The sequence below is a fragment of the Mycobacterium sp. NGS57 genome (genome assembly GCF_059812405.1).
Map to the genome: position 1 here is coordinate 72,246 of NZ_JCALCP010000013.1, position 18,324 is coordinate 90,569.

Genomic DNA, 18,324 nt, shown 5'->3' on the forward strand with positions numbered 1-18,324 from the left:
TTGACAAAACTTGCGGGCGAGGTGAGACTGCGGCCATGGTCTCGCTTCTCGTGCACGCGGTTCTCGGGCTCTCCGTCATCGGCTGGATCGTCGCCTCCAACGCCAAGGTCTTCTCGCGGCCGGCCGGCGGCCCGTTGTTTTCGCCGCTGGAATGTGTGTACTACGTCGTCGGCGCCGCCTCGGTCGTGCTGGGCTGGTGGTTCAACATCCACTTCGTGCAGCAATACGCCCAGGGGACGACGAACCCGATCTGGGGTCCCGGCAGCTGGGCCGACTACATCCGGCTGATGTTCACCAACCCGGCCGCCAGCTCGGCCAGCCAGGACTACACGATCGCGAATGTGATTCTGCTGCCGCTGTTCACCATCGTCGACGGCTATCGCCGGGGGCTGCGGCGCCCGTGGCTGTACTTCGTGTCCAGCCTGTTCACCAGCTTCGCCTTCGCGTTCGCCTTCTACTTCGCGACCATGGAGCGTCAGCGCCGGCACGCCCAATCCCGCGAGGCGATAAACGCCTAAGCGGCAACCGGTTTGGTGGCGCACGCGCTGGTGCTGCTCGCCCAGCACCATGACGTCACTTCCGTTGCGTCCCAATGTGGTTGGGCCACGCCCAGCGCCTTCATCGACACCTACAGGCGCGCCTTCGGGCGCACGCCTGGCCGGACGACGCTCAACTCGGCTCGAGCACCTCGGTACCGACGAACGGAACCAGCGCGGCCGGCACCCTGACGCTGCCGTCGGGCCGCTGGTGGTTCTCCAGGATCGCGACCAGCCAGCGGGTGGTGCCCAGCGTGCCGTTGAGCGTGGCCGCGGTCTGCGGCTTGCCGTTCTCGTCGCGGTAGCGCGTCGCCAGCCGGCGCGCCTGGAAGGTGGTGCAGTTCGACGTCGACGTGAGCTCGCGGTAGGCCCCCTGCGTGGGAACCCATGCCTCGCAATCGAATTTGCGCGCGGCCGAGGAGCCGAGGTCGCCCGCGGCCACGTCGATCACCCGGTACGGCACCTCGATGCGGGCCAGCATCTCGCGCTGCCAGCCCAGCAGCCGCTGGTGTTCGGCCTCGGCCTCGTCGGGCTTGCAGTAGACGAACCCCTCGACCTTGTCGAACTGGTGCACCCGGATGATGCCGCGGGTGTCCTTGCCGTGGCTGCCGGCCTCGCGCCGGAAACACGAGGACCAGCCCGCATAGCGCCGCGGGCCGCCGGACAGGTCCAGGATCTCGCCGGAGTGATAGCCGGCCAGCGGCACTTCGGACGTGCCGACCAGGTAGAGGTCGTCGGCCTCCAGCCGGTACACCTCCTCGGCGTGGGCGCCCAGAAATCCGGTGCCGGCCATCACCTCCGGGCGCACCAGCACCGGCGGGATCATCGGCACGAAGCCGTTGTCGACGGCCAGCCGCAGGGCCAGCTGCAGCAGACCCAGCTGCAACAGGGCACCCCGCCCGGTCAGGAAATAGAACCGCGAGCCGGAGACCTTGGCGCCGCGCGCCATGTCGATGAGTCCCAGCGATTCGCCGAGTTCCAGGTGGTCTCTGGGGCTTTCGAGTGCGGCCGGCTCACCGACCACGTCGAGGACCCGGTAGTCGTCCTCCCCGCCGGCGGGCACGCCGTCGACGACGACGTTCGAGATCGCCATGTGCGCCGCGGTGAACGCCGTCTCGGCGCCGGCCTGGGCTGCCTCGGCGGCCTTGACCCGCTCGGCGAGGTCCTTGGCGCGCTGCAGCAGGGCCGGGCGTTCGTCGGCCGACGCGGCGCCCACGCTCTTGCTGGCGGCCTTCTGCTCGGCGCGCAGATCGTCGGCGGCCGAGATCGCCGAGCGGCGCTCGGCGTCGGCGGTCAGCAGGGCGTCCACCAGCGCGGGGTCTTCGCCGCGGCTGGCTTGCGAGCGGCGCACGGCATCGGGGTCTTCCCGGAGCAGCTTCAGGTCGATCACGGCCCCGACATTACTTTTGCGGTCCCGCCCGGCCGGCAGAGTATCCCGGCCCCCCAGCCCACAGGCCCCAGTAATTGACATCCACAACTTTCGTCACGCCACCCAACGGGCCCTGTCAGAATGGAACGGATGTCGCAAGCGCCTGAGGAGCAAGTTTCGCAAGCCGCGGAGGCTCACCGCCCCGGCAGCTTTCGGTGGCCGCGCGGGTTGCAGGCGACCGCGACCCGGCGGGCGCTGTTGCTGACCGCGCTCGGCGGGTTGTTGATCGCCGGTGTGGCCACTGCCATTCCGGTCGGCACCGGGCCCGGGCGGTTGGCCGGCTACATCAACCCGGTGCCCAGCACCGGGAGCAAGAGCGACGCCGCGTTCAACCGCGCCAAGACCGGTGACTGCCTGATGTGGCCGGACGTCACCCCGGAGTCGGCCGGCATCGTCAACTGCGCCGACGACCACAAGTTCGAGGTCGCCGAGTCCGTCGACATGCGGACATTTCCCGGCTCGGAGTACGGGCCCAACGCCGCCCCGCCCTCGCCGGCCCGGATCCAGCAGATGACCCAGGAGCAGTGCGAGCCCGCCGTCCAGACCTATTTGGGGCCCAAGTTCGACCCGAACAGCAAGTTCATGGTCAGCCTGCTGTGGGCCGGTGATCGGGCCTGGCGTCAGTCCGGTGATCGCCGCATGCTGTGTGGCCTGCAACTGCCGGGGGCCAACAACCGGCAGGAGGTCTTCAAGGGCAAGGTCTCCGACGTCGACCAATCCAAGGTCTGGCCGGCCGGCACCTGCCTGGGCATCGACTCGGCCACCAACCAGCCGATCGATGTCCCCGTGGACTGCGCGGCGCCGCACGCGATGGAGGTCACCGGCCGGGTGAACCTGGCCGAGAAGTTCCCGGGCGGGCTGCCCGCCGAGCCCGACCAGGACGGGTTCATCAAGGATTCGTGCACCAAGATGACGGACGCCTACCTCGCGCCCACCAAGCTGCGCACCACCACGCTGACGCTGATCTACCCGACCGTGTCGCTGCAGAGTTGGGCGGCGGGCAGTCGCTCGGTCGCGTGCAGCATCGGCGCGACGCTGGGTAACGGTGGCTGGGCCACGCTGGTGAACAGCGCCAAGGGCCAGTTGCTGATCAACGGTCAGCCGCCCATCGCCCCGCCCGACATCCCCGAGGAGCGGCTGACGATGCCGCCGATCCCGGTGGTTCAGGCGCCGAGCCAGCCCACCAGCAGCGCGCCGGACGCCATCCCGCCCAACAATCAGCACCTGCCGCAGCAGCCGGTCGTGACCCCGCCGCGCGCGCCGGCCACCCAGGCGCCGCAGGATGTCCCGGCTCCGCCCGCCGACGCCGGGGCTCCGCCACCACCCCCGGCGCCCCCCGCGCCAGAGGCGCCCCCGGCACCACCGCCCCCGCCGGAGGCACCGCCGGCCGCGCCGGCCGGACCCGCGCCGGCGGGCTAGCCGGGTGCCCGTGCGGATGGACCCTCGGCGGTTCGACGAGCTGGTCTCCGATGCCCTGGACCTGATCCCGCCCGAGTTGGCGGCCGCGATGGACAACGTCGTGATCCTGGTCGAGGACCGGCACCCCGAGGACGCCGAACTGCTCGGGCTGTACGAAGGGGTGGCGCTGACCGAGCGCGACTGGAACTACGCCGGGGCGCTGCCGGACGCCATCACGATCTACCGCGAGGCGCTGCTGGACGCCTGCGACTCGGACGACGACGTGGTCGAGGAGGTGGCGGTCACGGTGATCCACGAAATCGCCCATCATTTCGGCATCGACGACGACCGGCTGGAAGAACTGGGCTGGTCCTGAAAGCCCGGGGGAAAACGGCCCGCTGGCGGGCGCGGCATCCCGACATCGTCGGACCCGGGTGCTATGAACGGCGTATGAGCGCTGAGTGCCGCGAGTGCCGGGCGGGCTTGGATCACTGCCACGGCACCATCGTTCGTCACAGCTTCGGCCGGTTTTGGGGCCGGTCGGAATGCACCGAACCGGACTGCGACAGCCCCGAGCTGTTACCGCACGCGTTCGTGGTCGATTGCGACGCAGTCGGCTGCGAATGCGCGGACGCAGAGCAGCGGTCAGCCCATCGGGTCGGTGCTTGAGCGGACGGCGTCCGCGACCGGGGTCGCGTCGGCCTGCGGGTAGAACGGCGGCGTGGCGGCGCCCCAGCGCAGGCAGCTCCACCGCCCGTCGGTGATCGGGGCCAACACCACCGATTCGGCGTTTTCCAGGTGGTTGTCCAGCGCGAAGGTGCTGTCCACCCCGGCCAGGACCGCCGAGGCCAGCCGGATCGCCGCGCCGTGGCTGACGACGACGAGGTCGCCGTTCCAGCCGGCATCGTCGAGGTAGCGCATCCGCAGTTCGGTCAGCGCCGGCACGACGCGCTCCAGCACGTCGTTGCCCGTCTCGCCGCCGGGCAGCGCCACGTCGAGCTCGCCGTGATGCCAGCGCTCGTAGATCGCGTTGAATTCCGCGACGGCCTCGTCGTCGTTGCGATTCTCCAGGCTGCCGACCTGCACCTCGTGGATGCCGGCGACTTCCAGGGCGCCCAGGTCGACCTCCGCGCCGATCACCCCGGCCGTCTGCGACGCCCGCGTGGCCACCGAGTGGGCGAGCAGCGCCGGCCGTCCCCACCCGTGGGCGAACGCCCGGGCCTGGTCGCGGCCCAACGGCGTCAGCTCCGCGCCCGGCGGCCGGGTGTCCAGCCTGCGCTCGACGTTGCCGTAGGACTGCCCGTGCCGCAGCAACACCAGCCGACCGCTCATCGCTCCGGTCCCACGTCGGGTTTGCCGTCCCGCAGCCGCGCCAGCCAGCGCGACGCCTCGTCGGCCGGCGGCGGCGACACCCCGGCTGCCGACCCCGTCGGCCACGAACCCAGATACCTCACATCGGCACAACGACGGTGCAGCGCCATGAGTGCCTCGGCGACGGCGCCGTCGTCGATGTGGCCGACGCAGTCGGCGAAGAACAGGTAGGTTCCGAGTTCCGTTCGGGTGGGGCGGGATTCGATGCGGGTCAGGTCGATGCCGCGGATGCCGAATTCGGCCAGCGCCGACAGCAGCGCGCCCGGCACGTTGTCGATGCGCAGCACCACCGACGTTCGATCGGCTCCGGTGCGGGCCGGCGGCGGTCCGGGCAGCCCGATCAGGACGAAGCGGGTGCGCGCATTGGGTTCGTCGACGACGCCGTCGGCCAGGGTGGCCAGGCCCCAGTGCGACGCGGCCAGCGGCGAGGTGATCGCGGCGTCGGCCTGGCCCTCGGCCACCTGCCGTGCCGCGTCGGCGTTGGAGTAGGCCGGCCGCAGTTCTGCCCCGGGCAGGTGGGCGGCCAGCCACTGGCGCACCTGCGCCACCGCCACCGGGAACGCCGCCACCGTGCGCACGTCGCCGGCGCCGAGCCCGGCGTTGACGACGATGCTGAAGGCGACGTCCAGCGTCGTCTCGGCGAACACCTGCAGCGGCGAACCGATCGCCAGGCTGTCCAGGGTCGGGATGACCGAGCCGTCGATCGAGTTCTCGATCGGCACGCAGGCGTAATCGGCGTCACCGTCGCGCACCGCGTCGAGGGCCGCAGGCGTGCTCTCGATGGGCAACTGCCGCACGGCCCCCCGCTCGGGGACCAGCCCGGCGGCCGTGATCTGCCGCAGCGCCGCCTCGGTGAACGTCCCTTCCGGACCGAGATAGGCGATGCGGACCACGCCACAACCCTAATGGCGCCGGCCGCCAAACAAGCCTTGCGACGGCCCGGGTCGTAAGTTAACTTAGGCTTACCTAATATCGTCGAGGAGGACGAGTGACACCGCTGAGCAGCACCGCACCGACGACCGCCGAACGCATCCGCAGCGCCTGCGCGCGGGCCGGCGGCGCGCTGTTGGCCCTCGACGGGGCGACCGGGGCGGCGCGCCAGGACCCGGTCGCCACGCCGGTACATCACCTGCTGCCCGACGGATCCTTCGCGGTGGCGCTGCCCGTCGGCTTCGGGGGCCAGGCAGAGTGGCCGGCCTGCGGATCGCAGGCGCTGCTGGAGCTGACGGACTACGCGCCGCTCCCGTTGCGCGAGCCGGTCCGGTCGCTGGTGTGGGTGCGCGGGCGCCTGCATCGGGTCCCGGCCGACATGGTGACCGACGTGCTCGACCTGATCGCCGCCGAGTGCCCCGACCCGGCGCTGCTTCAGGTCCAGACCCCCCGCTCGGCCCCCGCCGACGGGGACGTCCGCTACACGCTGCTGCGGCTGGAGGTCGCATCCGTGGTCGTCACCGACGCCAGCGGCGCGGAGCCCGTCGCCGTCACGGACCTGCTCGCCGCCCGGCCCGATCCCTTCTGCGAGGTCGAGGCCGGCCTGTTGTGGCATCTGGACACCGTCCATAACGACGTGGTGGCTCGGCTCGTCTCGAGGCTGCCGGCGCCGTTGCGGCGTGGCCCGGTTCGCCCGCTCGGCCTCGACCGCTACGGCGTGCGGTTCCGCGTCGAGGGCGACGACGGCGACCAGGATGTCCGGCTGGCGTTCCATCGACCGGTGGACGACATGACCGGCCTGAGCCAGGCCATCCGGGTGCTGATGGGCTGCCCGTTCATCAACGGGCTGCGGGCGCGCCGGTAGCGGCGACACGCCGCGCGGTGTTCGCCTATCGAGTGTGAACGGGTGGCTTTCAGTGTGCGGGTAGGGCGGGATTCGGGCCGGGTTTGCGCCCTGGGCTCACGGCGAAAGCCCTGGCTTCACAGTCGACGCCCGGGCCAGGCACGGCGGACACGTACGTTATCCGGGTGAGCGGCGACCGATCACCCGCGCGGCGGCGGCCCGGCGCGCGGCGAAGCCCCGAGCCGTCGCAGTCGCTGCCCCGGGTGGTCGCCCCGGTACCGCCGCCCGTCGAACCGGCGACGACGCCGTTGCCCCGGGTGGCGCGACCGGTCCCCCCATCGAGCCCTCCACCGCGACCCGTCGGCCCGCGGGCGCGCCGCACGCCCCGGCGCTGGGTCCGGGTGTGCGCGCTCGCCGTGCTGATCGCCGCGCTGCTCGCCGGCGCGGGCATCGTGGGCGGGGCCGCGTGGTTCGACACCAAGCTGCGCCGCGAGCCGGTGCTGGCCGACTACGCCGGCCGGCCGGGCGCCGGCCGCGGCACGAACTGGCTGGTCGTCGGGTCGGACAGCCGCCTGGGTCTGACCGCCGAGCAGCAGCAAGGCCTCGCGACCGGCGGCGATATCGGCAACAGCCGCACCGACACGATCCTGCTGGTGCACGTGCCGGAGGTTCGGTCGGGCATCGCGGCGACGGTGGTGTCGATCCCACGCGATTCCTATGTGCCGATCGCCGAGCACGGCAGGGACAAGATCAACGCGGCGTTCGCGATCGGCGGGGCGCCCTTGCTGGCCCGGACCGTCGAGCGGGCCACCGGGCTGCGCCTCGACCACTACGTCGAGATCGGGTTCGGCGGCTTCGCCGACCTGGTCGACGCTCTGGGTGGGGTGACCGTGTGCCCGGCCGCGCCGATCTCCGACCCGCTGGCCGGTATCGACCTGCCGGCCGGCTGCCAGCAACTCGGCGGCCGCGACGCGCTCGGCTACGTCAGGACCCGTGACACCCCGCGCGCCGATCTCGACCGGATGGCCAACCAGCGCCAGTTCGTGGCCGCGCTGCTGCGCCGCGCCGCCAGCCCGGCGGTGTGGCTGGACCCGCTGCGCTGGTATTCGGTGCCGCGCGCGGCCGTCGGCGCTTTGACCGTCGATGGCGGCGACCATGTGTGGGACCTGGCCCGGCTCGGCTGGGAGCTGCACCAATCCCCCGCCGCGCTGGCCGTCCCGATCGGCGAATTCACCTCCGGCGATGCCGGGGCGGTGGTGGTGTGGAACCATTCCGCGGCCGACGAGTTGTTCGGCGCCCTCGCCGCTGATGCGCCGGTGCCCGCCGCGGCGCGCGAGGGGCAGCCGTAGCTAGTCGTCGCCCGCGGGCCCGTTGTGCAACCAGGCCTTGGTGCGACCCGGGTGATGGGTGGCAAGCCATGCCACCCCGACATCGCGACAGAAGTCGATGTCGTCGTATTCGTCGACGTTCCAGCAGTACACCGCCCTGCCCTGGGCGACGGCGCGGTCCACCAGTTGCGGATAGTCCTTCAGCGTGGCCAACGAGGGCCCGACGGCGGTGGCGCCGACCGCGGTGGCCGCGGTGCTGGCCAGGTAGCGCGCGGTCTTGCCGAGCAGCACCGTCGGCAGCAGCGGGGCGGCTCGCCGGATCCGCCAGACCGCGGCCGCCGAGAACGACATCACCACGGCGCGCGACCTGTCGGCCGAGGCGGGTGCGGCCAACCCGAAACGGTGTAGCAGCGCCAGCAGCTTAGTTTCCACCAGGGAGCCGTAGCGAACCGGGTGCTTGGTCTCGATGAACAGCTTCACGGGCCGGCGCCAGTCCAACACGAGCGCGACGAGGGCGTCGAGCGTCAACAAGCTGGTGTCGCCATGAGCACCGTCCGCCCGCCAGCTCTCGTGCCAGGCACCGTATTCGAGCTCGCGCAACTCGGCGAGCGTCATCGTGCTGACCAGACCGGCGCCCGTGGACGTCCGGTCCAGGCGGCGGTCATGCACGCAGACGAGGTGGCCGTCGCGGGTTAGCCGCACGTCGCATTCCACGCCGTCGGCGCCCTGCTTGAGCGCGAGATCGTACGCGGCGAGGGTGTGTTCGGGCCGAGCCGCCGAAGCCCCCCGATGGGCGACGACATAGGGATGCCCGGCGAGCACCTCTTCGGCCCACGGCATACCCCTATGCTGCCGGTTCCTGCCCCTCCAGCTCAACCGCACCGTCCGGCGTGCGACCGGCGGGGTGTTCCGGTTCCACCACGACCCATCGGTGCGCGGGCCGTTCGACCGGTTTGCGCTCGAACCCTTCGAAGACCCGGCCCGCGGCGGCCAGGGTGACCGCCGCGAGCAGATAGCCCAAGACCATCAGCACCGTGTTGTCGGCGATGCCCTGGGCGTCCGTGGCGAAGCTGCTGAAGATGGCGAAGATCGAGACCAGGTAACTGAAAATCCACGCGATCCACCACTCCAGGATCGGCCTTCGCAACCGTGGATAGTGCTCTTCGACGGTCGCCAGCTCGATGACGTACACCGGCGCCCACAGCAGGTTCGCCAGCGGCACCACGCACCCGGCCCACAAAGCCCGGACGGAACGCGGCTCGGGCAGGTCGTGATGCGAAAACACCGCCGCCCGCCGCGCGATCAACCACCGGATCAGCAGCACGCCGGAGGCGATCACCGCGGCGAAGGCCGCCACGCTCGCCAGAATTCCGACCCAGTCCGCGACGGCGGCCAAAATGGAGTTCAGCAGGATGTTCCGGTTGATGATCAACAGCACGTAGCGGGCCACATACACCAGGGCGGCTCCGCCGAGGACCAGCACGCTCAATAACAGCGTGGTGCGAACGACCGGCGCCGACGGGCCTGTCCGCGAAGGCTTTTCGGATGTCGCCGGAGCCTGGTCGACGCGATCGGCCAGCCCCCAGCGCGGTATGACGGCGTAGTGCGGCGTGGGGCCCAAGGACCGTCGCCCGCGCCGCGCGGGCGGCGCCGCGCCGGGTCGCACCGCGATCCAGCGAAAGCCGGCCGGCAGCCGCGGCGGGGTGCGCTGCCAGGCTGGGACCGCCGGTGGTCTCGTCGGGGGCGGGCCGGCCTCGGCGGTCCAGCGCGGGTCGGCCGTCGGCGCGTCCGCCAGCGGCGCCATCAGCGCCCCGCGGCAGCGGGGGCACCAATCGCGCCGCCGCTCGCGCACGTTCCAGCGCGTGCCGCATTGGGAGCACACCTGGATCACCGGACCAGCGTAGCGCCGGTGACGATGCCGGCCGCGCTAGCGGCCGGTTGAGGAGGCGGCGCAATCGGACACAGCGCCGGTGACGATGCCGGCCGCGCTAGCGGCCGGTTGAGGAGGCGGCGCAATCGGACACAGCGCCGGTGACGACGCCGGCCGCGCTAGCGTCCGGTTGAGCAGCGGACAGCCCCCCACAACCCGGGATCGGCGCGGCCCGCCGCAGACGGCCGGGCAACACAACAGTTTCCTAGGGCTATCCACAGTTTCCACAGGTTTATCCACAATTGACGGCCGGGTACATACCGCGTCAGCAAGCGCTATCGGTCGCCCCCGGACCGCAGTTGTGGATAACCGACGGGTGGTACGCCTGTGCCATAAACAACCCCGTCCGGCACCGGAGCGAAATGGATTGGCTCGCTAAGCATCTCTGGCGCGGGAGCGCCATTGGTGCGGCGCATTTCTCAACTTCGGCGCGAGGGGTTATGATCACCGTCACGAAAAACCGTTGTGACTCACCTCACTAAACGGGTGGGGGGTGCAGGTGAAAGGCGCTTGATGGCCACGCATTCGTTCGGTCCGGGTTCGTCGGCCGCGTCGAACTCGTTTCCCGGCTCGCCCGCCTGTAACCACAGCTACAGCGTCGCCGCGTTGCGCGCCGCCCTCATCGCGCTGGCGCTGCTCGCGGTTCTTGCCGTCATAGTCCTGTCTTGAAATCACCACAGCCGGGTAACCCGCTCTCGTAGCGCTCGTCCTTGCGGCGCGCGCGGTCATGGAGCAGGGTTGACTGGTGAAGCTCGGGCGTGGCCGCCGCGTGGCGGAGTCCGTGCGAATGCGCGTCAAGACGATCATCACCGATCATTGAGGAAAGGAATGCCGTGGCTGAATACACCCTGCCCGACTTGGACTGGGACTACGCAGCGCTGGAACCGCACATCTCCGGTCAGATCAACGAGATCCATCACAGCAAGCACCACGCCACCTACGTCAAGGGCCTCAACGACGCCATTGCCAAACTCGAGGAGGCGCGCTCCAACGACGACCACGCCGCGATCTTCCTGAACGAGAAGAACCTGGCTTTCCATCTCGGCGGCCACGTCAACCACTCGATCTGGTGGAAGAACCTGTCGCCGGACGGCGGCGACAAGCCGACCGGCGACCTCGCGGCGGCCATCGACGACGCGTTCGGGTCATTCGACAAATTCCGCGCTCAGTTCAGTGCCGCCGCCAACGGATTGCAGGGGTCGGGATGGGCCGTGCTCGGTTACGACACCCTCGGCGGCCGCCTGCTGACCTTCCAGCTCTACGACCAGCAGGCCAACGTCCCCCTCGGCATCATTCCGCTGCTGCAGGTCGACATGTGGGAGCACGCCTTCTACCTGCAGTACAAGAACGTCAAGGCGGACTACGTCAAGGCTTTCTGGAACGTCGTCAATTGGGCGGACGTGCAGAAGCGCTACGCGGCGGCGACGTCGAAGACCAATGGGCTGATTTTCGGCTGACACTGTTTTCGCAAACGCGGCGGGCGCCACGCGGATCGCGTGGCGCCCTTGCCTTTCCCGGCCGTGTCGAGTTGCAACGCCCCTGAACCGCATGCATGCTGAATTATTCGAGTTACCGGTGTGGTTAATCGGCGGAGAAGTCACACGGGAGGTCGGAATGGAGACCGGGTCAGACCGTCCTATCGGGGTTTCCCCGTTCCATGCTCGTGGCGCCCTGAAAGGGTTTGTGATCTCTGGGCGTTGGCCCGATTCGACGAAAGAGTGGGCCCAACTTCTCATGGTGGCGGTCAGAGTCGCGTCATTGCCCGGATTGCTCTCCACCACAACGGTTTTCGGTGCACGCGAGGAACTGCCCGACGAACCCGAGCCGGGCACCGTGGGGCTGGTGCTGGCCGAGGGCACCGTCTTCGGTGAATCAGCCATCCAGCCAGGGTATTTCGCCGACCATCAACCGCCGGCGTTGTTGATGCTGCATCCGCCCTCGGAGACCACGCCCTCGCTGCCGGAATGCACCGGGGCGGCGTCCGGATGCGTGTTGCTGCCCGGACTGCCGTACCTCGGGCTGGAGCACCGGGCTGCCTGGGTCGAGGCGGAGGCCGACGGGACCATCACCTCCATGGTGAGCCGGGTCGGGGTCGACCCCATCAGCCATCCCGACACGGCGATTCTGGCGATGCTGCTTGCGGCATAAGGCAATTCGAACCCGCGAATTCGGCGACCGAATCGTCAAATACGGGTTCCCGAACTTGGGCTTCTTTCTGGCGTCGGGGCGATCTGCCCGTTAGCCTGGGACCGTTATCGAAGGGGAGTAGCCCCGAATCGTCGTGTCGACATACTGGCGCATAGCCCGGCCGGCGAACCGGGCCCATTGGGCCGGTGGGCGAGACCTTCGACCGGTGTTCGGTGGATCGTCACCGACGACGTGTCGAAAGGTCGCCCCGCATGCTCGCCGCCACGCTGCTGACCCTCGGGGTGGTCTTCGTCGCCGAACTCGGCGACAGGTCCCAGCTGATCACCATGACCTATGCCCTGCGCTACCGGTGGTGGGTGGTGTTGACCGGCGTGGCGATCGCCTCATGCATGGTGCACGGCGTCACGGTGGCGATCGGGCACTTCCTCGGCGCCACACTCCCGGCGCGCCCGATCGCGTTCGCGTCGGCGATCGCATTCCTGATCTTCGCGGTGTGGGCGTGGCGCGAGGGCGGCACCGACGACCCGGGCGCGTCGGCCGACCGGGAACCGCGCCTCGCGCTGCTGACCGTGGTGTCCTCGTTCACGCTCGCCGAACTGAGCGACAAGACGTCGCTGGCGACGGTCACGCTGGCCAGCCATCACGACTGGGCCGGCGTATGGATCGGTTCCACCCTGGGCATGGTGTTGGCCGACGCGCTGGCCATTGGCGTCGGGATGCTGCTGCACCGGCGACTTCCCCATGGTTTTCTGCACGCCCTGGCCAGCCTGCTCTTCCTGATGTTCGGGCTGTGGATGCTGTTCGACGGCGCGCTTGGGTGGCGCCCGGTGGCTGTCGGCGTGACCGTTTCGGTGGCGCTGGCCGCCGTCTCGGTGAGCGCGGCGCAAACTCTGCGCCGGCACCGAAGAGAAGCTGCCCCCACGGGGAGGTCGCCGGCCGTCACCTGAAACGCCCGCGGCGGCCGTCTCGCTCACGCCGCTGCGCCTCCGCTCGCCCCCGGGGGTATCTTCGGGGGCCATAAGGTGCACCCTTGCCCCGTTTGGTGGCCGAGTTTCGAACTGACAGCAAAGGATGTCAACAAGGGGGCCGAGTTGCAAGCCGGTTGCGGTGCGACTGCCCAGCATCGTCGCCCGGGTCGTCCGCCCCGCCGCGATGCCGACGGCCCGCCACCCTGGCCGCGGACCCGGATTCTGCGGATAACCTGTGAGTTTCACCGAATACGTGGACACTTCAGCGAATTAGTTAGACCCTCGTCGAGTGGGCATTCGGCAACCGTCGGCAACGTCGGTGCCGAACCGCCCGGGGTTTGCACCTGGCCGCCGGCCTAAACCGTCGCTACCATGGTCAGCAAATACACCTAGGTAACAATTCACTTCTCCAGCCCAGTGGAGGTCATATCGATGAGCACGACGTTCGCTGCCCGCCTCAACCGCTTGTTCGACACCGTGTATCCACCCGGACGCGGGCCGCACACCTCGGCGGAGGTGATAGCGGCGCTCAAGGCGGAGGGCATCACGATGTCGGCTCCCTACCTGTCCCAGCTACGTTCGGGCAACCGCACCAACCCGTCGTCGGCCACCATGGCCGCCCTGGCCAACTTCTTCCGCATCAAGCCGGCCTACTTCACCGACGACGAGTACTACGAAAAGCTCGACAAGGAGTTGTCGTGGTTGTCCTCGATGCGCGACGACGGCGTGCGCCGCATCGCGGCGGCCGCCGCGGAGTTGTCGCCGCAGGCACAGCGGGACGTCGTGGAGCGCGTCAACGAGTTGCGCCGCCTGGAGCGCCTGGACGCCTAGTGGCGATCGCAAGCGCGGCGAATGCCGGGCGTGCCGGGTCGCCACCATCGGCCTAGCGGACGCCCACGCCGGGCGCGGCGGAACATCGCAACCTGAACGGTTGCCGTCGGCGTATTCCGATTAGGGTTGGCTCTCGAGGATCGCGCGCACGCGAGCGCGACGCACAATGCCAGCCAGCGAGATCACCGGGAGGCGGCGGGAATGGGCTTGTTCCGCACGCGAAAGAGTCGCGCGACGCGGCGCGCCGAGGCCCGCGCGATCCGGGCCCGCGCCAAACTCGACGCGAAGCTGGCCGCCAAGAACGACGCTCGCCGGCTCAAGGCGGACCGCCGCGGAGCGGAGCGCGCGCTTCGGGCGCAGGTCAAGTCGCAGCGCGACAGTGACCGGACGGCCCTGAAGGTCGCCGAGGCTGAGCTGAAGGCGGCACGCGAGGGCAGGCTGCTGTCGCCGGCGCGGATCCGCCGGGTCCTGACGGTGTCCCGGCTGCTGGCACCTGTCCTGACGCCGCTGGTCTACCGGGCCGCAATGGCCGCCCGCGCGCTCATCGACCAGCGGCGCGCGGATCAGCTCGGCGTTCCGCTGGCGCAGATCGGCCAGTTCTCCGGGCACGGCGCCCAGCTGTCGGCCCGCATTGCCGGGGCGGAAAAGTCGCTGCGGATGGTGCAGGAACGCAAGCCCAAGGACAACGAGACCCGCCAGTTCGTCGCCGCCATCACTGAACGGCTCGCCGACCTGGCGGCGGCGGTCACCGCCGCGGAGAACATGCCGGCCGTGCGACGCCGGGCCGCGCACGCCGCGATCTCGCCGCAGCTCGACGGCATCGAGGCGGACCTGATGGCCCGCCTCGGGTTGACCTGACGACCACCGGCTTCAGATGTCACGCCACCCCGGGCGCGTCCTGATCCCGCTCGCCGCGGCCGCCGCGCTGTATCTGGGTGCCGCGGTGGGCCTCCCGTCGGCCTGGGCGCACGTCCACGCCAGCACCGACAACCCCGTGCGGGGCAGCACCGCGATCGTCACCTTCAAGGTGCCCAACGAATCCAGCACCGGCGCGGCCACCACCGGGCTGACCGTCGCCCTGCCCAACGCGGGCTCCGCCAGCACCGAGACCCTGCCCGGGTGGACGGCCAGGCTCGACCGCGACGCCGCATCCGGCACCGTCCGCTCGGTGACCTGGACCGCCGCGCCCAACGGCGGGATCGGCGTGGACCAGTTCGCGCTGTTCCGGCTGTCGGTGCAGCTGCCCGATGCCGACACGGTCAGCTTCCCCGCCACGCAGACTTACGCCGACGGGACGGTCGTGAAGTGGGACCAGCCGCCGTTGCCCGGTGGCGGGGAGCCCGAACACCCGGCGCCCGCGCTGACGCTCGCGACGGCGGCCGGGGCACCGCATGCGCACCACTCGGGACCCGGAGCGCCCGCGCCGCCCACGTCAGCGGACAACACCGCCCGCATCCTGGGCGGGGCGGCCCTGGTGGTCGCCGCTCTGGGGGTCGCGCTCGCGCTGATCCGCCGACGGGCATGACGCGCCGGGCCGTCGTCGCGTGGCTGGGCCTGCTGCTGGCCGTCATGCTGTCGGCCGCGACCCTGACCGCCCAGCAGGCGGCCGCGCACGCCGCGCGCGTGTCCGCCGACCCCGCCGACAACGCGGTCCTGCCGACCGGTCCCGGCCGGGCGAGCGCGACGTTCAACGAACGGCTGCAGACCACGTTCGCGGCGATGACCGTCGTCGGACCCGACGGCAACGTGTGGTCGACCGGGGAGCCGAGCGTGCAGGGCGCGGTCGTTTCCGTCGGCCTGCGACCGCTCGGGCCGGCCGGCACCTACACGGTCAACTACCGCGTGACGTCAGCCGACGGCCACGTGGTGTCCGGGTCCTGGTCGTTTCGCCTGACGGTCCCGGGCACCGGTTCGCCCGGGCCGCGCGCAGCGGGCCCGGCGGTTGCCGGCGGCGGCATCCCGGTGTGGCCGTTTGTGGTGGTAGCGGTCGCGCTGGTCGCCGCGGCCGGCCTGTGGTCGCTGCGGCGCGGGCGTTCAGGGCCCTGAGCGGCTCGCGGGTGCTCGAGGAACCCCAGCGCCCTCGCCGCCGAGGCCCCGCCGCCCGCCCTGGCATGATGGGAATCGGCGCGCGAGACATCGAGACAGCTGTAAAGGAGCGGCCGAATGACCGACCCGCAGGACCACCCCGACAGCGGACCCGACGGCGCCCCAATCCCACCGGAGCAGAAACCTCCGGCTGAGGCCGTCAAGAAGGCCGCCAAGAAGGCTCCTGCGAAGAAGGCTCCCGCCAAAAAGGCTCCTGCGAAGAAAGCGCCCGCCAAGAAGGCGCCCGCGAAGAAAGCCCCGGCCAAGAAGGCCCCTGCCAAAAGCGCCGAGCCCCCGCGGCCGGCCGAGCAACCACTCGGGGTGCAGCAGCGGATCGAAACCAACGGCCAACTCGCCGCGGCCGCCAAAGATGCTGCGGCACAAGCTAAGTCGACCGTTGACGAAGCTCCCGACCCCGTCTCACCGCACGCCGCGCCCGCCGCGCCGAGCCAATCGCCGGTGCCGCTGATCGTCGCCGTCGCGCTGAGCCTGTTGGCGATCCTGCTGATCCGGCAGCTGCGGCGCCGCTGAGGTGAGGGTGCGCTTCCAGCCGACTGCCGATCTGGTCGACAGCATCGGTGCGGATGCGCGCAGCTGCGACCTGCAATTCCGCCAGTTCGGCGGCCGTTCGGAATTCGCCGGGCCGATCAGCACCGTGCGCTGCTTCCAGGACAACGCTCAGCTGAAATCGGTGCTCTCGGGCCCGGGCGACGGCGGGGTGCTCGTGATCGACGGCGCCGGCTCGCTGCACACCGCGCTGGTCGGGGACGTCATCGCCGAGTTGGCCCGCTCCAACGGCTGGGCGGGCCTGATCATCAACGGCGCGGTGCGCGACGCGGCAGCGCTGCGCGGCATCGACCTCGGCATCAAGGCGCTGGGTACCAATCCACGCAAGAGCACCAAGACCGGGGCCGGGGAGCGCGACGTTGAAATCAGCCTGGGCGGCGTGGCTTTCGTGCCCGGCGAGATCGCCTACAGCGACGACGACGGCATCATCGTCGTGTCGGCCGCCCAGCGCTAAGCCGCTACCGCCGCGCGTTTCTTGGAGAACCGCAGTCCCTCGTCGGCGACCTTGCCGCGGCGGATCGTGCGCATGTCGAAGAAGTAGTTCTGCTTGAGCCGCCACGGCGCCCGCGACCCCGACTTGGGCAGGATGTCCATCGAACGCTGAAAGTAGCCGGGATTGAAGTCCATGAACGGCAGCTCGTCGACGTCCTTACCCGGATGTTGTGGCTCCACGATGTCAAAACCCTTGGCGTCCATGTAGTTCAGCAGCCGGCAGACGAATTCGGAGACAAGGTCCGCCTTCAGCGTCCACGACGCATTGGTGTACCCGAAGGTGATCGCGAAGTTCGGGATCCCGGAGAACATCAGTCCCTTGTAGGTCATCAACGACGGCAGGTCGACGGGCTGACCGTTCCTGGTCGGCTGCACCCCGCCCAGCAGCTGCATGTTCAAACCCGTTGCGGTGACGATGATGTCGGCCTGCAGCTCCTCACCCGAGGTGAGCTTGACGCCGGTTTTGGTGAACCGGTCGATGGTGTCGGTGACGACGTCGGCCTTGCCATGCCGGATGGTCCGGAAGAAGTCACCATCGGGGGCCAGGCACAGCCGCTGGTCCCATACGTTGTAGCTCGGCCCGAAGTGCTTCTCGACGTCGTAGCCCTTCGGCAGGCGCCGCTGCGCCATCGTCATCAACGTCTTGCGCATGTAGGCGGGGCGCTTGCGTGAAAGCTGATACTGGAAAGTGCTGAACGCGATGGCCTTCCAGCGATTCGCGATGTGCGCAAGCCGCTCGGGCAGCCACCGGTTGGCGCGCACGGCGAACGGGTCGACCCCCGGCAGCGAGCCGATGTAGGTCGGCGAGCGCTGCAGCATCGTGACGTGGCCGGAGCCCGAGTTGACCAGGGCCGGGATCAGGGTGATCGCCGTGGCCCCCGAGCCGATGACGACGATCTTCTTGCCCGCGTAGTCCAGGTCCTCAGGCCAATGCTGCGGATGCACGATCGTGCCGCCGAAGTCCTCGGCGCCGGGGAAGGTGGGCGAGTAGCCCTCGTCGTAGTTGTAGTAGCCGGTGCAGGCGAACACGAATGAACAAGTCATCTCGCTGCGCCGGCCGTCGTGCTCGACGGTCACCGACCAGCGGTTCTCGGCGTCCGACCAATCGGCGGCGATCACCCGGTGGCCGTAGCGAATGTGGCGGTCGATCCCGTTCTCGACCGCGGTCTCCCTGATGTAGGCCTTGATGGCGGCGCCGTCGGCGATCGACTTCGCCGAGCGCCATGGCTTGAAGCGGAACCCCAGGGTGAACATGTCCGAGTCCGACCGGATGCCCGGGTATTTGAACAGGTCCCAGGTGCCGCCGAGGTCGTCGCGGCGTTCCAGGATGGCGTAGCTCTTGGTGGGGCAGCGGTCCTGCAGGTGCCAGGCGGCGCTGATCCCCGAGATGCCGGCGCCGACGATGAGGACGTCGAGGTGCTCAGTCATGTGGCCACGCTATCAACGGTGTGTCGAGTCCGTCAACAC

Annotated in this window: 21 protein-coding genes and 2 pseudogenes; 17 read left to right on the top strand and 6 right to left on the bottom strand. The window is 70.0% G+C overall.

From position 1 onward, the window contains the following. Positions 1 to 35: 35 nt before the first annotated feature. Both AC5Y43_RS22095 and AC5Y43_RS22100 read left to right on the top strand, forming a co-directional pair. Complete coding sequence (locus AC5Y43_RS22095) at positions 36 to 518, top strand: DUF2834 domain-containing protein (protein ID WP_499976015.1); 483 nt, start codon at positions 36 to 38, stop codon at positions 516 to 518. Positions 519 to 539: 21 nt separating this feature from the next. Further along, positions 540 to 728: pseudogene (locus tag AC5Y43_RS22100) on the top strand (helix-turn-helix domain-containing protein); the annotation flags it as partial. On the opposite strand, the gene serS reads toward AC5Y43_RS22100, so the two are convergent. Further along, positions 670 to 1,926, bottom strand: coding sequence for a serine--tRNA ligase (gene serS, locus AC5Y43_RS22105; protein WP_499976016.1), 1,257 nt, complete (start codon positions 1,924 to 1,926; stop codon positions 670 to 672). The pseudogene AC5Y43_RS22100 and the gene serS overlap by 59 nt on opposite strands. Positions 1,927 to 2,055: 129 nt before the next feature. Between serS and AC5Y43_RS22110 the strand changes: the two genes are divergently transcribed. The 3 genes and pseudogenes from AC5Y43_RS22110 (at position 2,056) to AC5Y43_RS22120 (ending at position 4,032) form a co-directional block, all read left to right on the top strand. Then, positions 2,056 to 3,384: a septum formation family protein gene (locus AC5Y43_RS22110; protein WP_499976018.1), complete on the top strand. Its 1,329-nt coding sequence runs from the start codon at positions 2,056 to 2,058 to the stop codon at positions 3,382 to 3,384. 4 nt (positions 3,385 to 3,388) lie between these two features. Next, positions 3,389 to 3,817: pseudogene (locus tag AC5Y43_RS22115) on the top strand (metallopeptidase family protein). After that, the gene (locus AC5Y43_RS22120; RefSeq protein ID WP_499976019.1) at positions 3,814 to 4,032 is read left to right on the top strand and encodes a hypothetical protein; all 219 of its coding nucleotides are present in this window, start codon (positions 3,814 to 3,816) and stop codon (positions 4,030 to 4,032) included. The pseudogene AC5Y43_RS22115 and the gene AC5Y43_RS22120 overlap by 4 nt, the downstream one beginning before the upstream one ends. Here AC5Y43_RS22120 and AC5Y43_RS22125 read toward each other — a convergent pair. Together AC5Y43_RS22125 and pheA are read right to left on the bottom strand one after the other, a co-directional pair. After that, the gene (locus AC5Y43_RS22125; protein WP_499976021.1) at positions 4,009 to 4,695 is read right to left on the bottom strand and encodes a histidine phosphatase family protein; all 687 of its coding nucleotides are present in this window, start codon (positions 4,693 to 4,695) and stop codon (positions 4,009 to 4,011) included. The genes AC5Y43_RS22120 and AC5Y43_RS22125 overlap by 24 nt on opposite strands. Next, complete coding sequence (gene pheA, locus AC5Y43_RS22130) at positions 4,692 to 5,627, bottom strand: prephenate dehydratase (RefSeq protein ID WP_499976022.1); 936 nt, start codon at positions 5,625 to 5,627, stop codon at positions 4,692 to 4,694. Before pheA ends, AC5Y43_RS22125 begins: the two co-directional genes overlap by 4 nt. Before the next feature lie 95 nt (positions 5,628 to 5,722). Here pheA and AC5Y43_RS22135 point away from each other — a divergent pair, with 95 nt between their 5' ends. Both AC5Y43_RS22135 and AC5Y43_RS22140 read left to right on the top strand, forming a co-directional pair. Beyond that, positions 5,723 to 6,529, top strand: coding sequence for a DUF2470 domain-containing protein (locus tag AC5Y43_RS22135; protein ID WP_499976024.1), 807 nt, complete (start codon positions 5,723 to 5,725; stop codon positions 6,527 to 6,529). 380 nt (positions 6,530 to 6,909) lie between these two features. After that, positions 6,910 to 7,857: an LCP family protein gene (locus AC5Y43_RS22140; RefSeq protein ID WP_499976079.1), complete on the top strand. Its 948-nt coding sequence runs from the start codon at positions 6,910 to 6,912 to the stop codon at positions 7,855 to 7,857. Here the strand turns inward: AC5Y43_RS22140 and AC5Y43_RS22145 are convergent, their stop codons facing one another. Further along, positions 7,858 to 8,676: a glycerophosphodiester phosphodiesterase gene (locus tag AC5Y43_RS22145; protein WP_499976025.1), complete on the bottom strand. Its 819-nt coding sequence runs from the start codon at positions 8,674 to 8,676 to the stop codon at positions 7,858 to 7,860. 4 nt (positions 8,677 to 8,680) lie between these two features. Further along, positions 8,681 to 9,727 carry a DUF4328 domain-containing protein gene (locus tag AC5Y43_RS22150; RefSeq protein ID WP_499976027.1) on the bottom strand — a complete coding sequence of 349 codons (1,047 nt, stop codon included), beginning with the start codon at positions 9,725 to 9,727 and terminating at the stop codon, positions 8,681 to 8,683. A 552-nt stretch (positions 9,728 to 10,279) separates the two neighbouring features. Between AC5Y43_RS22150 and AC5Y43_RS22155 the strand changes: the two genes are divergently transcribed. From AC5Y43_RS22155 to rraA, 10 genes are all read left to right on the top strand, one after another. After that, positions 10,280 to 10,435 carry a hypothetical protein gene (locus AC5Y43_RS22155; RefSeq protein ID WP_499976029.1) on the top strand — a complete coding sequence of 52 codons (156 nt, stop codon included), beginning with the start codon at positions 10,280 to 10,282 and terminating at the stop codon, positions 10,433 to 10,435. A 164-nt stretch (positions 10,436 to 10,599) separates the two neighbouring features. Further along, the gene (locus AC5Y43_RS22160; protein WP_499976032.1) at positions 10,600 to 11,223 is read left to right on the top strand and encodes a superoxide dismutase; all 624 of its coding nucleotides are present in this window, start codon (positions 10,600 to 10,602) and stop codon (positions 11,221 to 11,223) included. A 157-nt stretch (positions 11,224 to 11,380) separates the two neighbouring features. After that, positions 11,381 to 11,914 carry a peptidase gene (locus AC5Y43_RS22165; protein ID WP_499976036.1) on the top strand — a complete coding sequence of 178 codons (534 nt, stop codon included), beginning with the start codon at positions 11,381 to 11,383 and terminating at the stop codon, positions 11,912 to 11,914. 251 nt (positions 11,915 to 12,165) lie between these two features. Continuing rightward, entirely contained in the window at positions 12,166 to 12,861 is a 696-nt protein-coding gene (locus AC5Y43_RS22170) for a TMEM165/GDT1 family protein (RefSeq protein WP_499976038.1), read from the top strand. 453 nt (positions 12,862 to 13,314) lie between these two features. Continuing rightward, entirely contained in the window at positions 13,315 to 13,713 is a 399-nt protein-coding gene (locus tag AC5Y43_RS22175) for a transcriptional regulator (RefSeq protein ID WP_499976040.1), read from the top strand. Between the two features lie 201 nt (positions 13,714 to 13,914). Then, on the top strand, positions 13,915 to 14,571 hold the full coding sequence (locus tag AC5Y43_RS22180; RefSeq protein ID WP_499976042.1) for a DUF6474 family protein: 657 nt from the start codon (positions 13,915 to 13,917) through the stop codon (positions 14,569 to 14,571). Positions 14,572 to 14,587: 16 nt separating this feature from the next. Beyond that, entirely contained in the window at positions 14,588 to 15,238 is a 651-nt protein-coding gene (locus AC5Y43_RS22185; RefSeq protein ID WP_499976043.1) for a YcnI family protein, read from the top strand. After that, positions 15,235 to 15,759, top strand: a complete 525-nt coding sequence (locus AC5Y43_RS22190; protein ID WP_499976044.1) for a copper resistance CopC family protein — start codon at positions 15,235 to 15,237, stop codon at positions 15,757 to 15,759. Before AC5Y43_RS22185 ends, AC5Y43_RS22190 begins: the two co-directional genes overlap by 4 nt. 117 nt (positions 15,760 to 15,876) lie before the next feature. After that, positions 15,877 to 16,329 (top strand): Rv3852 family protein, encoded by a 453-nt coding sequence (locus AC5Y43_RS22195; protein WP_499976046.1) that lies wholly within the window; start codon positions 15,877 to 15,879, stop codon positions 16,327 to 16,329. Between the two features lies 1 nt (position 16,330). Beyond that, a complete protein-coding gene (gene rraA / locus AC5Y43_RS22200; protein ID WP_499976047.1) occupies positions 16,331 to 16,819 on the top strand; it encodes a ribonuclease E activity regulator RraA in 489 nt (162 codons plus the stop codon). Here rraA and AC5Y43_RS22205 read toward each other — a convergent pair. Next, complete coding sequence (locus tag AC5Y43_RS22205; RefSeq protein ID WP_499976049.1) at positions 16,816 to 18,285, bottom strand: flavin-containing monooxygenase; 1,470 nt, start codon at positions 18,283 to 18,285, stop codon at positions 16,816 to 16,818. The genes rraA and AC5Y43_RS22205 overlap by 4 nt on opposite strands. Between the last annotated feature and the right edge of the window lie 39 nt (positions 18,286 to 18,324).